Consider the following 15,094-nt stretch of genomic DNA (forward strand, 5'->3'; position numbering starts at 1 on the left):
GGCATGGGGTGGCGGCGTGCCGCACAGGGGGCAGGACACAGGGCTGACTGCTCTGCGGCCTGCCTTCCGCTATCTTATCCTGTCTGTCAGCTCCTGCGGCAGGGACGGCATCGCACCGTTCTGCGTGCAGACGTATGCGCTCACCTCCACGGCCAGCTTGTGGGCCTCGGGTATCGGCATGCCCGACAGGATGGCCGCGGCAAACGAGCCGGTGAAGGAGTCGCCTGCGCCCACGGTGTCGGCCACCTCTACCTTCGGAGTCTCCTGATAGCTCTTCAGGTTTGGGGCGAACACGTAGGAGCCGTTTACGCCGCAGGTGAGGACAAGCATGTCGAGATTGTACTTGCCCAAGAGAAGCCAACACTTGTTCTCCATGTCCAGACCCGGATAGCCGAACATGCGGCCTATCAGAACCAGTTCCTCGTCGTTAATCTTGAGGATGTTGCACTGGCGGAGCGAGTTGCAGATGATTTCCTTCGTATAGAAGTTCTGACGCATGTTGATGTCGAATATTTTCAGGCAGTCCATCGGGGTCGCATCGAGGAACTTCCGGATGGTCTGGCGGCTGATGCTGCTGCGCTGTGCCAGCGAGCCGAAGCAGACGCAGCGGCAGGTCTTTGCCATCGCCTCAATCTCCGGGGTGAACGGAATGTTGTCCCAAGCCACGCCCTCCTTGATGTCGTAGGTCGGGATGCCCTCGCCGTCAAGTTCCACCTGCACCGTGCCCGTAGGATAGTCTACGCGCGGCATGATGTAGCGTACGCCCTTCTGGTCGAACTCCGCAAGGGTCTCGTCGCCCAATGCGTCCGTACCCACTGCACTGATGGCAAGCGCGTCATGTCCGAACTGGCCGGAATGGAACGCGAAGTTGGCCGGCGCGCCGCCTAATTTCTTTCCCTCGGGAAGACAATCCCACAATGCCTCACCGAGGCCAACGATTACTTGTTTCATAAGCTATGAGAAAACCCACCTTCCAACCTCCTCCGGGGAGAAGAGCAGCCTGCGGTGCTCTGTGGTTGAAAGTAGCGTGGGGGTTGTTATTTGGTTGTTTTGATAATGTTATGCTTGCACTCTTCTTTCCTCCTCATCTTCCGCGTCCCCCGGCGGCAGCCAGTCCCTCCTCCCCGGGGGAGAAGGCCGGCTGACGGGCGTCAGTGTGAAAATCGGAGGTTCTTTTCCTGTCTCTACTTCATCCGCGGCGCATAGGCGAACAGGTAGACTACGCCTGCTGCCATCACGAGCACCGCTCCTACCTGCCCGACGGCATCGCTGGCGAAACCCATGAGGAGCGGGAATACGGTGCCGCCGAAGAGACCCATAATCATCAGTCCGCTCACCTCGTTCTGCTTTTCGGGCACGCTTTGCAGCGCACGGGCGAATACCATCGAGAAGACGTTGCTGTTGCCGTAGCCCACCAGCGCGATGGCAGCGTAGAGCACGGCCTTGCTCGTCCCGAAATACAGGCCGCACATGGAGAGGGCCATCATCGTTATGGAAATGAGGAAGAACAGCTTGTTGTTCATCACGCGCAGGAAGAACGAGCCGGTAAGGCAGCCTGCCGTGCGGAAGATGAAGTAGAGCGAGGTGGCATAGCCTGCCTCGGCAAGCGTCATGCCCAAGCGGTCCATGAGAATCTTCGGTGCCGTGGTGTTCGTACCCACGTCGATGCCCACGTGGCACATGATGCCGAGGAAGCTCAGCAGCACGATAGGCTCGCCCAAGAGCTTCACGCAGTCGACGAAGCTGCTCGCCTTGCCCTGTATAGGCTCTTCCTTGATGGAGGTGGAGGAGAGCAGGAGCGTAGCCAGAACGCCGATGACCATATAGACGGGGAACAGGACGCGCCAGCCAAGCCGAAGGACGGGATGGTGGCAGCGGCTCCCCAAGCGGCAATGATTGGTGCCATGAAAGAGGCGATAGCCTTGACAAACTGCCCGAAGGTCAGCGTGGAGGCAAGGTTTCCGCCCTGCATCACCGTGGCAACGAGCGGATTCAGCGAGGTCTGCATCAGTGCGTTGCCGATGCCGAGGAGCGAGAAGGAGATGAGCATCAGCGGAAACGACTCGCCGAAGATGGGAAGGAGAAGGGAGAATATCGTAATGACAAGACTCAGCAGCACGGTCTTCTTGCGCCCAATCTTGTTCATCAGCATGCCCGTGGGCACGGAGAAGATGAGAAACCAGAAGAAGACGAGCGACGGCAGCAGGTTGGCGACGGAGTCGCTCAGGCGGAGGTCGCTCTTGACATAGTTGGAGGCAATGCCCACAAGGTCTACGAAGCCCATGGCAAAGAAACAGAGCATCACGGGCACGATGGCCATTTTGTTTGTTTTAGACATATTCTTTAAGATTTTTAGTTGCTTGGATTATTGTTTCGGTTTCGGCAGCAAAAGTAATACAAACAGCACGGTGAAACGGGGAGAAACCGTTCATCGTCTGCCAGAAAAGTTGCCATGCGGCAATTATTGACAGCCGACGAACGAATTGCCGTATTACTTCAGGTGGTGAATCTTCACCTTGCAGCCCGTCGCCGTTACCTTATTATAAGGCTCGGTCGGGAACACGAGGTTGGTCATGGCCATCTTGCCGTCGGCATCGAAAGCCTCAATGCTGTTGCTGTCGATGAAGATTTGCATCGCCTTGACGGCCCCGTAGGTAGGCGCGACGGTCGTTGCGGCAAAGTCGTTGCTGAAATCGGTCTTGCCGCTTCCGTTCCTGTTCATGGAGAATTTCCCGTTCTTGCCGTCGTATTCCATGACAACCTTCTCACCCTTCGGGTTGGACAGGACGATGGTGGCGTTGGCTTCATGCCCGACACTTCCAAGTAGGCTGCCTTTCCGAGGCTCTTCGCCGGCTTGGAATCGAAGGCGGCAAACACCTCGGGCGACGGCTTCACGCTGAGATACTCCTCTCCCTTATAGCTGAACAGGCCCAAGTCGCGGGGCAGACCGTTGGCCGAGCGGAACTGCTGCGTCGGCACTTGGTTGGCATACTGCCAGTTGCTCATCCAAGGCAGGGCTACAAGCCGGCCGTCGGGGGCGTTGTCGAATGTAACGGTAGCGTAGTGGTCTTTGCCGTAGTCGGCCCATTTGGTCGTCTCGGGAGCCGACTCGCAGGTGAACTTGTGCCCGTCGAACTGGCCGACGAAATACTGTGCGGCGTTGCCGCCGAAAGGTCCGCCCGGGTTGATGTTGCAGATGAGCACCCATTTGCCACCCGTCTTGAGCAGGTCGGGGCACTCCCATACACCGCCGTGGTTGCCGTAGCCCTCGCCGAAGCTGCTCTCGTACTTCCAGTCCCTGAGGTTCTTCGAGCTGTAAATGTTCATCTGCTGCCCGGCAGCGAGTATCAGGTTCCACATCTTCGCATCCTCGTTCCAGAAGACGTTCGGGTCGCGGAAGTCGGGAACGCTTCCCGTGATGACGGGATTGCCGGCATACTTCGTGAAAGTCTTTCCGTTGTCGGTGCTGTAGGCCATGCTCTGGGTCTGTGCAGTCCCTGCCGAGGTGTAGAAAGCAACGACGGCGTCCTTGCCGAAGCCGGCCGTATTGTCCTTGTCTACCACGCAGCTGCCGCTGAAAATAGTTCCCAGTGCGTCGGGGGTGATGGCCTCGCCCTCATATTTCCAGTGCGTCAGATCGGTAGAGGTGCTGTGTCCCCAAGTCATGTTCTCCCATTGCGAGCCGTAGGGGTTATACTGAAAGTACAGGTGCCACACCCCGTCCTTGTAGAACATGCCGTTCGGGTCGTTCATCCATCCGTAGACGGGCGTGTGATGATAGAGCGAACGGTACTGCTCGCGGTTGGTCGTGTCGAAAGTGTTCGTGGTCAGCATGCCGGCCCAGCAGGCATAGTCGCCTATAAGACCCGTCGTGCGCTTGTCGCCGAGGAACTGTATGTCGAGCAGAATGTCGCTGCCCAGCTCCGACAGGTCGAGGGGAACGGTGTAGTCGGTCTTGCTGACAGCAAGTTTGCAGTTGAATTCCTTCACCACCTGATTGTCCCTGATGACGCGGATGTGCGCATTCTCCGCCGACTCCTGCACGGGCAGGAGCAGATAGCGGTCTGCCGTCTTGACGGTCTTCATTGCATGGGTATCGCTGAGAATGGATTGCTGCGCCAAGGCAGGCATGGTCAGCGAACCGAGACAGATGCCCAGTCCCACGGCTAAGTTTCTTTTGTTGATGTTCATAATAGTTTCGAGGAATTGATTGTTTCTGGTGCAAAAATAGAAATTATCCTTCTAAATCTTACGGTGAAACCGTTCATTATCTGCAACAAATGTTACAAGGAGAAGAAGATGCTGCAATAAATTCCCATTTGTCCTTTTGCAAGAAACAAAACGTGCATGTTGCCCTTCGCGGCACTTGGAAGTTCTTGTAAATATAATTCCCGTATGGAATAGTCTGACCGCTGTCATGGCCCTGCGAAAGTGGCACTTTGACACGGTGAAAGTGCCGTTTTCGCATCGTCAAAGTGCCGTTTCAGCGCAATGAGAACGAAACCTTCGGCATGTCGCGAAGAAGCGGCTGTCCATCAGGCACTTACAAAGGGAGAGCAGGGACGGGGAGGATAGTTTCGCGCAAATGCCCGTATCAGGACTTTGTAAATGTTTTTCTGTAGCCGGAGCACGCGGAACGTCCCCATTCCCCCTGCCCTTCCCAAAACCGGCCCGGCAAGGCAGGGACAGGCATCCTCGCCGGTCCAAGACTTAGGACACTACCCCGGCAAGCAAAAAAAGACACCTTCCGACTTCCGTCCGATACGGGACGGAAGAAGAAGGTGCATACCAAAACTTATGATCGAATGGAATTGTTATCTTGTCTTAAGATATTCTATGGCGTTGGAAGCCATCTTCAGGATGTTGTCCTGATACTTGTTGTTCTTCGGATGGGCACTCTTGTCGGCCGAGCCGTCGTCGTTGCGGAGCGAGAACTCGCAGCCGCCGTTGCCGATGCAGAGAGCCGTTCCCTTGTATTCGCTGTTGCCCTGCTGTGCCTCCCATACGTTGAGCTGGGAGATATAGTCGGTCTGGCTGTCCCAAGTGCCGAGTGGATAGATGCCGTACACCTGTGTGATGGAAGTATAGCAGCCTTCGTCCTGATTGCTCATGCCGGTCAGCGTTGCCGGAAGATTGAAGTAGAGGCAGTTGTGGTCTTCCGTCCAGCCGGCACTCTTGACGGCGAGGAGCTTCGTTCCGTTGCCTGCGGTCTCTGTGGCCAGTCCGCGGTAGAGCGGATGCGAAGAGTAGTCCACGGCAAACTTGCCGCCGGGATTGGCAGACACGGCCATCTTCCATGTATCATTGTTCACCGCACCGAGTCCGGTGCCGAAGGTGTGGTCGTTGCCTTGCAGGAGCTTTTTGTCGATACGGCCGAGGTCGCCAATGTAGGGAGTGGCGTGTCCCCAGAGAAGAAGGCTGCCGCCTGCCTTGTACCAAGCCGTCAGATAGGGAGTAGCCGCCTGAACGTCGGCCGGCATGTCCCACACTTCGCCCTCGGTAACGCCTTCAAGGTCGCGCAGCCAGAAGAGAACGCGGAAGGCGTCGACATCTGCCTCGCTCTTGATTTTGGCGAAAGAGACGAACGTACCGTTAGGGTACTGCTCGTGGAACCACAGCCATGCCGAAGCCTCGTCGTCGTCGCCATTGGCGACCAAGTCTTCAGGAGTAGCGTAGACGGAAAGGAAGCCTACGGCAGTCTTGCCGATATGGAGAGAGGCCGTGGTGGGGAGGGAGGCACCCTCGTCGTTCTTGGCAACCAAGGCAGCCGTCCAGTCTTCGTTGTAGACAACGTCCCTGATGGTGTACTCGGTCGTCTTGGCATCGAAGGTCTCGCTGATGGTGCGGCCCTTGCCGTTGGTAGCGGTGAAGAGTACGGAGGAGGCGTCCTTCGGGGCATCCCACACGACCTTGGCGTCATAGCCTGAGGCCTTCTCTATCTGCGACATCGACACCCCCGTTATGCTGGCAGCACCCGGACGGGTATAGCTCTTGACAATGCCGGCGGAAAGGTTGGTGCCGTCGGTTATCTTGAAGACAAACTCGTAAGGGGTGCCTGTCGGAACGGACTTTTGGATATACGAGTTGCCCGCGATGGTCTCTGAAGAGAAGAAAGTCCCGTTTTTGTAAACAGAGACGAGCATCTGCTGACCTTCTGCAAGTGCCGGCCATGTGAGCACATAGTCGTCGCCTTGAAGCTGACCCGTGATTTCCTCGGCGGAAATACCGTTCAGAATCATCGGCGAACGGTCGATGTCGTCGTCCTGACAAGCCGTCAGCGTCATTGCCAACACCGCCACGAGCAAGGCGGCAACTCCGCTAAGGAGCTTGGAACGCTTTGTTTTATCAATGATAGTATTCATGATGATTTGTTTTTATTGTCGGATTGTAAGCGGAGAGAGCACCGGGGCAGGTATGATTCCGTCTCCCCGGTGTCTCGCCTGTTAGGTTTTTATCAATAGTTCTTGTTCTGCGTGTATAGTCCCGGAACGTAGTAGAGCTGGTTGTACGGGATAGGATAGAACTCGTTCTTGCCCGGCGTGTAGTGTGCGTCCTTATAATACTGTCCGTACTTCTGCCCGTCGTAGACGTCGTTCTGCTCCTTCTCGAAGAAGGCGTTCAGCGTCTTGGAAGCCATGCCCCAACGGCGCAGGTCGAAATAGCGGCTGCCTTCCATGCCGAGTTCAAGACGACGCTCCCAGCGCAGGCACTTGCGGGCAGTTTCCTTGTCGGTGAAATAAGAACCCGGATAGAGTTCTATGTCGCACTGGCTGGCTGCATAGCCGATGTGCTTGTCCACGGAGTTCTTGGCGCGCTGACGGATGTCGTTGATGATAGTGCGGGCTTCTTCCATTCTGTCCAGCTCTATCAGTGCCTCGGCACGCATCAGCATGACGTCAGTATAGCGGAATACATAGTCGTTCATGGCGAAGGCCTGCCACGGAGTGTTGAAGGTCTCGCCCTTGGAACGCTGCGGCACTTCCTTCATGGAGCAGTAGTAGCCGTAGGTGTTCGGATTGCGGCTGTTCTCCTTGGTCAGTGTGTATTCCCTTTCATACTTGTAGGGGAAGGTCGGCATGCCGACAGTATGGAACAGCCTCGGGTCCCACTTCTGCGAGGTAGGCGCACCGTTGACCGGGTAAGCGATGTTCTTGTCGTAATCGTCGAACTCCGGCAGACCGTTCTTGGTCTTGAAGGCATTCACGAGGTCCTGAGAAGGCTTGTGAAAGTCCCAGCCGCCTGACCACATGCCCCATACGCCGTTGAGCATATTGCTCCAGTTGGCACGGCCAAAGTCGGTGTTGTCGTCTTTGTAATCGGAGTGCTGAACGGCAAAAATGCTCTCCTTGGAGTTCTTGTAGTCGGGGAGGAAGATGTCGCCGTAGTCCTCAAGATAGCCGTATTTCGACGACTTCACCACATCGGTATAGTCGATTACCTTCTGCATATACTGCTTGTTGATGTGCTCATAGCCCGTCGTTGCCTCATAACCGTCGCCGTAGGCAATGTTCAGATAGCACTTGGCAAGGTAGGAAGCGGCAGCAATCTTGTTGGCACGGCCACCCTGCTTCTGCTCGGCAGGAAGGTTGTCGTAGGCGAACTGGAACTCGTCGATGACCTTCTGGCAAAGCTGTTCGTAGGTGAACTCGGTGTTGGAAGTCTGCTCGGTAGCCTTGTTCTTGTAGACAACCTCGTCAATCCAAGGCACCTGACGGAACATCTGAATAAGCTTATAGTAGAAATGGGCACGGAGGAAGCGGACCTCTGCCTCGCGCTCTGTCTTGCCCTCAGCTCCGAAAACACTTTCACCGCTCGTCTCCAGAGCGACCAAGGCACGGTTGCATCGGCTTACGCCTTCATAGAGATGGTACCAAAGCTCGTCGAACTCTCCGGGCCTTGAAGTAAGGGTAGACCATATTTCCATGGCGTGATAGCCGTATCGGTCGTACCAGAACCGCCCTTCAGGCAGTCGTCAGAGGCCAAGTCGCCGTATGGCCAGAGGTTGAACGGATAGGAGTACCAGTCGTTTCCAAGCATGGCATACGCCGAGGTTACCATCTCTTCCGGGCTTTCGTTGGCCTTCTTCTCGTCAACTACACCTTGTGGGTCTACGTCGATGAAATCGCTGCATGAAGTCATCATCAGACCCAAAGTTGCAGCAAGAAAAATATATTTTAGTTTCATTACGCTATTTCTTTAATTGTTTGATGAAATGGTGAACTTAGAATCCCAGCTGCAAACCTAATGAGAAAGATGTTGCATGCGGATAAGCCCAGTCCGGATTCTCCGGGTCGGATACCGTGAAGCCGTTGCTCTTCAGTGTGAAGAGATTGTTGGCGGAGCAATAGACACGGGCAGAACTCATGTGGAGCTTATCCAGCAGAGCCTGCGTGAAGTTGTAGCCCAACTGCAGGCTGCGCATCTTCATCCAGCTTCCGTGTTCGACGAAGTAGCTTGAAGCACGGCCTTCGTCGCCGGTGTTGTTCGTGGTCAGAGCCGGAATGGAAGAGCCGGTATTGCCGGTTGTCCATGCGTCGAGCATGCGGCTACCCTTGTTAGACCCCGGGTCGGTAATGCTGAAGAAGTCGGTTTGGAACTTCTGGTTGTTGTAAATGTCTACGCCGCATACGCCTTGGAAGAACATGGAAAGGTCGAAGTTCTTGTAATTAAACTCGAAGTTCAATCCCCAGCTGAAGTCTGGTACTGGGTTGAAAATCCAGTCTTGGTCGGCTTCGGTTATCTTGCCGTTGCCATCAAGGTCGGCATACTTCAGACCGCCTACGCGGGCATTTTCCTGTCCCGAGGCGAGCACTTCCTCGCGGTTCTGGTAGAGTCCGTCAACAACGTATCCGACGATGGAACCGTATGGCTTTTCTGCCTCTACAAGATTCTGCTTGGAAGTATGGGCGTAAGAGCCGGTAGTCGTAGACGGCAGATAAGTTACCTTATTGCGGAAGAAGTCAAGGTTTCCGTTGATGTTGTAGCCAAGGCCGTATGCCGTCGTGTGGCGGTAGCCTGCTTGGAACTCCATACCTATATTCTTCAGCGAAGGGCCGTTACTCCACATGTTGCCACCCTCACCTGTTGCACCGAGGAAGGCCGGAAGAATCAGCATATCCTTCACTTCCTTGATGTAGCCGTCGATACTTCCGTAGAAGCTATTGTGGAACATGTTGAAGTCTACACCTGCGTTCCACTGGTAAGTAGTCTCCCACTTGAGGTCTTTGTTTTCCTGCTGTGTAGCACGGAAGCCCGATGGGAACATGCCTGAGCCTTCAAGGTTGAGGTCGTAAGCCGTAGAAGACTCGCGGGATTTGCCGTAGTCGGCCACGTAGAGACCGTATCGGGCTGTGTTGGAGATGGCCTGATTACCCGTAGCACCCCAAGAGAGGCGCAGCTTCAGCTCGTCGAGCCAGTCAGCGTTCAAGTTCTTGGAGAGACGGTAGCCGAGCGTGAAGGCCGGGAACGTACCATAGCGGTTGTTCTCACCGAAACGGGAGCTGCCATCACGGCGAATCGTGAAACTGGCAAGCAGCAGGTCCTTCCAATTATAGTCGATTTTTCCGAAGAAAGATACGAGATTGTAGCCCGAGCCGATACCCGTACCACGCTTAGTACCCGTAGCAGCGTCCGGCCACATGTATTCATAGTTTTCCAAAGCGAACTTTTCAGCATACGAAGTCATGTCGTCGCGGTTCTGATGGTGCATTTCCATACCGAGGAGCGTAGTGAAGTTGTGCTCGTTCCAAAGGGTGAAGTTGTAGTTGGCAGTGTTGCTCCAAGTCCATTTCAGGTCGTTGGCTCCACCAAGGGTAGAGCTTGAAGTAGCGTTCTTTACAACATCAGAAGCAAAGGTGTGGATAACAGAGTGGATGAAGCTCTGGTCGTAGTCGACACCGAAGTTGGAGCGGAGGAGCAAACCTTCGACAGGCTTGATGTCGATGAAGGCATTTCCGAAGATACGCCAGATTTTCTGGCGGTTGTCGCGGTTCATGTAAAGCTCGCGCATTGGGTTCTGGCGGTCGCTCATACCGCCTACAGGACCACCGAAAGTCTTTCCGTCCTCCTCATAGACAGGAACGGTAGGCGACATCTTCAGGGCGTCCTCCATCGGATAGAGGTTCACCTGATCACTATAGGTGATGGTTGCATTCTCACCAATGGTAACATACTTGTTGACGTTGAAGCTGGTGTTCATACGTGCTGAGAAGTTCTCGAAGTCGGTATACTTCAAGATACCTGTCGTCTTCTTATAGCCGAGAGAGAACAGGGCCGAATACTTGTCGCTGGCGTTGGAAAGCGACAGGTCGTAGCTCTGTGCGAAACCAGTACGCGAAATGGCATCGAGCCAGTCGGTATCCGATAGTTTCATGGTCTTCCGGGAGTTGATGTAGCCGTCATAGGCACCATTTACGGTGTAGCTGTCATACTGGTTTGTCGCAGGATTCCAAGCCTGAATGTCGAACCCTTCGGCAGCATTGAGGTCAAGGCCATAGTTGCGTGCATAGACAACAGGGTCGAGACCGTCGTTTAGGGCAGCCTGTGCCATGGCTGCAGCATACTCTCGCGAGTTACTCAGCTTCATCATTGACTGCGAATTGTAAACCTGTGCGGTAAGGTTGGCAGCGAAGTTTACCTTCACCTTGTCGCCCTTCTTTCCCTTGCGGGTGGTGATGATAACAACGCCATTGGCAGCACGGCTGCCGTAGATAGAGGCAGAAGCGGCATCTTTCAATACCTGCATGCTTTCAATGTCGTTCATGTTTAACGAGTTGAGACTGGATGTCGTCGGTACGCCATCAATGACGTAGAGCGGGTCCTGAGAGGAGTTGAAAGAGCCGATACCGCGGATGCGCACTGTTCCGACGCCCGACGGAGAGCCATCGGTGGAAATGGTCATGCCCGGAACCTTACCCTGCAAGGCACGCATTGGGTCTGGATCAGAACTGGTCTTGAGGTCCTTGGTCTGCACGACAGCCACCGAGCCTGTCAGGTCGGCCTTACGCTGAACCTGATAGCCGGTAACAACAACCTCGGTAAGTTCCTTGGCGTTCTCTTGCAGGGAGATGTTCATATTCTCGGCAGCAGCCACTTCCTGCGTGGTATAGCCAATATAAGAGATAGAGATGATGGATCCTTTCGGTGCTTTGAAGGAAAAATGGCCATCAAGATCGGTAATGGTACCGTTCGAGGTACCCTTCTGCATGATTGTGGCTCCGATGACCGGCTCCCCCGTGGGGTCGAGAACGGTACCACTAACGTTAATGTCCTGCGCCGAGACTATCGCGCAAAACATCAAGAGCATGGTGCTCAGTAAAATCTTTCTTAGGTGTTCCATTCGAAAAATGTTAGGACAATTAGTAATTGGTTTTGTAAAGTTTACGCCGCAAAGATAGTCTCATTATACTATGAAAGGCACGGAAGCATCGTTCACAGAATACAAATATTGTATCTATGAAACGTTTTTCCTACTATCAGAACGCTTTTTACAAGTGATGGTAGACATATATCTGCACCGTCTCCTTTACTCTGAAAGATAGGAGAAGTATGCAAAAGCCGAAAAAGAGTACTTTCAACTTCATAAGGGTTCTATAGCCAATCTGCCCAGAACTGCGTCGGATGTAAGCAACTCTATTAAAAAGAAAAACAAGAGAGCTAATTTCTCCTTTATTTTGGGAAATATTGTTTCCAAAATAAAGAAGAAATTTCTATTTGAATTTGCGAGAACGTTGGATACAAAAAACCATTAACTCAAACGCAAATATAGATAGCCAGAATCTGAATAATGCAGATTGGCACACATAGCTTATAATTATGCCCCCAAAAAAATCAAAAGATGGATAACGGATAAATGGTATTTCTTTTTGTAAATATTAAATGTTCGTCTTTCTAATTTCATTTTTTTGAATGAAATAACACCTTCACCTGTATAAGTTCCTTCTTGTTTTACCATAATAATAAGAACTTTAACTACATTTGTACCCGACTTCTCCCATCTCGCCGAATATTGAGAGAAGGACATCTTGCAGCTGTCAAAACAGGCATACTTCAAAGCAACCGAATTGGGAATATAAACCAAAGGCACCCAAAATCAAATTAGGCAAGCACACGAAAGTGCCGTTTTCGTGCAGTCAAAGTGGCACTTTCACGAGGCGGAAACGGCACTTTCGTTTTACGAAAACGGCACTTTGACTTTGCTGTTGTAGGAACTTTATGAATTTACTTTATATACTACACGATTCTGCCACTCCCATTTGGCTGTGGCTACGCCGTTACCGCTCCTGTCCGGGCTGTATGCCGAACTCCTCCTTGTAGCACTTGGAGAAGTAGCTCGGAGTGGAGAAACCGACTGCATAGGCCACTTCGGAGATGGAACGCTCCGTTGTCTGGAGCAGATGGCGGGCGCGTGCGAGGCGGGCCTTGCGCAGCATCTCGACAGGGGAATAGCCTGTCAGGGCCTTCACCTTCCTATATAGCTGTACCCGGGAGAGACCTATCTCCTCGCCAATCTTCTCCACACTCAGCTCGCTGTCGGAGAGATGGTCTTGTATTATCTTCCTGAGCTGGGAAACAAAGGTCTTATCCGCCTCATTGGAAAGTCCGTTTTCTTCGGTTTCATCGGCCTGATTGGCAAAAAGACGGTGCAGATGGCGACGACTCTTCAAGAGGTTCTCCACTCGCGAACACAACACACGCGACGAGAAAGGCTTGGCTATATAGGCATCTGCCCCGCTGTCGTAGCCTTCCGCCCTCTGCGAGTCGAGTCCGTGGGCAGTCAGAAGTATCACGGGGATATGGCTCGTTGCTGCTTCCGACTTCAACAGCTTGCAGAGTTCAAAACCGTCCATCACGGGCATCATCACGTCGGAGACTATGACATCGGGGACAATACGGCGTGCCAGTTCCAGCCCATACTTGCCATCGGCAGCCTCGCTGACCTTGTAGGAACTTCCGAGGATGGTGCGCAGATAGGTGCGAATGTCGTTGTTGTCGTCTATAATCAGCACTTCGGGCTTGCTGTCTTCGCCGCTTCCGATGAGTTCATCAATATTGCGGGACACGTTCAGTGAAGACACGTCTTCCGTATCTTCCACTATCAGTGGGACATACGGCTGTGGGGCAGCTGCCATTTCTCCCTTTTGTTTCAGGGGCAGCGTAATGATAAAAGATGCGCCTTTGCCTTCTCCGCTCTCTACGGCTACCTTTCCGTGGTGCATGTCTGCGTAAGCCTTCACCAGTGCCAGCCCAATCCCCGTCCCCCCACTGGCGTTGCTGGCCTGAAAGAAGCGCGAGAAGACATGCTTCACCTCGTCTTTGGGAATCCCTATTCCGTCGTCAGAAACGACAATTTCGACGGTTTCATCGTGCTTCTTTGCAGAAAAGACTATGTGTCCGCCTGTCTGCGTGTACTTCATGGCGTTGCTGAGAAGATTGTAGCAGATGCGTTCCACCTTGGAAAGGTCGGCACGTACAGGGAGCGTTTCGGGCACTTCCAGCCTTAGGCTTATCTTTTGCTTCATGGCCGACGCGTTGAAGACGGCAAGCCACTGACGCATATAGTCGGACAGGTCGAAATCGCTCAGTACCATGGGCATCTTTCCGTTCTGAACCTTTCGGAAATCAAGAATTTCTCCGACGAGCTGGGTAAGGACGTTCACATTGCGCTGAACCATCCGAAGCATCGTGCTCTGCTCGTCGGTCAGATGCCCCATTTCAAGGAGATGCTCCACCGGGGCGGCTATCAGCGTCAGCGGAGTGCGAAGCTCATGGCTGACGCCGGTAAAGAACTGGAGCTTCGCATTTGCCGTTTCCTCTTCCAAACGGTGCTTCATCACGATGGTGCGGTACGTATAGACGATGAGGCCCAACAGCAGCACGATGATGACACCAAAGAGAATCATGTATATCTTCTGGTGCTTGTACTGGGCCAGATAAGCGTCTACGCGTCCGTGGAGAGAAGTCAGCCGGCTGGCCTGCTTCACAACTTCCTCGTTCTGAAGCAGCAGGACGCGGGCATTGTCACGCGTAACGAGTGCTCCCGTCAGGTAATTGTCGCGGCGAAACGGCTTTCCTTCAAGGATGCTGATGGCCAGTTGCATCACAAGGTCGCCGCGTGTCGGATAGATATAGGAGCTTCCAAATGTCCGTCGCGGACATTTTCAAGCCCTCCGTTTGGCGAGGGAAGGGCATCAATACCCGTATATCGCATGCTGCCAAGCCCCTTTCGCAGTGCAGCCTTCCTTGCCCCCATCGCCATACGGTCGTTCTGGGCAAACACATAGTCTATCTTCGCGGGACGGGCCAGTACCGTATCCATCACCTTCTCGGCCTTTTCCATCAGCCATCCGGCGTTGGCACGGCCCACGAGCTTTACGTCCGGATACCGCTTCAAGGCAGCCATAAAGCCGCGGTGGCGGTCTATGGCCGGCGACGACTTCGGCAGCCCCTCCAGTTCGAATACATTCCCTCTGCCTTTAAGCTGCCGGGCAATATATTCGCCCATTGCACGGCCCGCCTCAAAATTATCTGCACCGATAAAGGCCGTGTACTTCTTCGAGTCGGTCTTTCGGTCGAAGAGAATGACGGGGATGCCTTTGTCATACGCCCGGTCGATGGCGGCGGAAACGGTATGCAGCTGATTGGGCGAGACTATGAGCAAATCGACGCCTTATCGACAAACTGGTCTATCTGCCGGGTCTGCAACCGGTCGTCATCGTTGGCGGATGCAAATTCGAGTGTAACGTTGTCGTGCTGATAGGTGCCCATGACGAGTTCTTCGTTGAGCTTGTCGCGCCAGATGTCTTCGGAGCATTGGGATACTCCGATAATATATTTTCGTTCCCCGCTCTTGCAACCGAAGAGCAGCATTGCAGGTAGAAATAGCAGTAAGAAGCGTGTCGTCAGTTTCATGTGATATAGTTTTATAAATGGTACACCTTACAAAGATAAAGAGTTTTTCCAACAACAGCAAAAAAAAAGACGGTTTGTTGCATGCCGGGGCCTGCCCTCCTATGCTGCCGGCTTTCTTCATCCGTATCAGACGCATACCCGTCTTCTGCCGTGATGCAGGGGCGGAAACATATACAGCTCTTCT

At 53.6% G+C, this 15,094-nt stretch carries 5 protein-coding genes and 3 pseudogenes; all 8 read right to left on the reverse strand.

Going from position 1 to position 15,094, the window contains the following annotated elements; genetic code table 11:
- Nucleotides 1-69: 69 nt before the first annotated feature.
- Nucleotides 70-951, reverse strand: coding sequence for a carbohydrate kinase family protein (locus JCM15908_RS09605; protein ID WP_025003172.1), 882 nt, complete (start codon nucleotides 949-951; stop codon nucleotides 70-72).
- Nucleotides 952-1,184: 233 nt separating this feature from the next.
- Nucleotides 1,185-1,823 carry an MFS transporter gene (locus JCM15908_RS15235; protein WP_234396435.1) on the reverse strand — a complete coding sequence of 213 codons (639 nt, stop codon included), beginning with the start codon at nucleotides 1,821-1,823 and terminating at the stop codon, nucleotides 1,185-1,187.
- On the reverse strand, nucleotides 1,727-2,338 hold the full coding sequence (locus tag JCM15908_RS15240) for an MFS transporter (protein WP_234396436.1): 612 nt from the start codon (nucleotides 2,336-2,338) through the stop codon (nucleotides 1,727-1,729). The genes JCM15908_RS15235 and JCM15908_RS15240 overlap by 97 nt, the downstream gene beginning before the upstream one ends.
- A gap of 153 nt (nucleotides 2,339-2,491) precedes the next feature.
- A pseudogene (locus tag JCM15908_RS13535) lies at nucleotides 2,492-4,131 on the reverse strand (glycoside hydrolase family 32 protein).
- A 683-nt stretch (nucleotides 4,132-4,814) separates the two neighbouring features.
- Nucleotides 4,815-6,362 (reverse strand): DUF4960 domain-containing protein, encoded by a 1,548-nt coding sequence (locus tag JCM15908_RS09620; protein ID WP_025003173.1) that lies wholly within the window; start codon nucleotides 6,360-6,362, stop codon nucleotides 4,815-4,817.
- A gap of 92 nt (nucleotides 6,363-6,454) precedes the next feature.
- Nucleotides 6,455-8,184 (reverse strand): annotated as a pseudogene (locus JCM15908_RS13540) (RagB/SusD family nutrient uptake outer membrane protein).
- Between the two features lie 37 nt (nucleotides 8,185-8,221).
- The gene (locus tag JCM15908_RS09630; RefSeq protein WP_025003174.1) at nucleotides 8,222-11,338 is read right to left on the reverse strand and encodes a SusC/RagA family TonB-linked outer membrane protein; all 3,117 of its coding nucleotides are present in this window, start codon (nucleotides 11,336-11,338) and stop codon (nucleotides 8,222-8,224) included.
- Nucleotides 11,339-12,272: 934 nt separating this feature from the next.
- Nucleotides 12,273-14,910: pseudogene (locus tag JCM15908_RS13545) on the reverse strand (substrate-binding domain-containing protein).
- Between the last annotated feature and the right edge of the window lie 184 nt (nucleotides 14,911-15,094).

This window comes from Prevotella dentasini JCM 15908, from assembly GCF_000614065.1.
Taxonomy (GTDB): domain Bacteria; phylum Bacteroidota; class Bacteroidia; order Bacteroidales; family Bacteroidaceae; genus Prevotella; species Prevotella dentasini.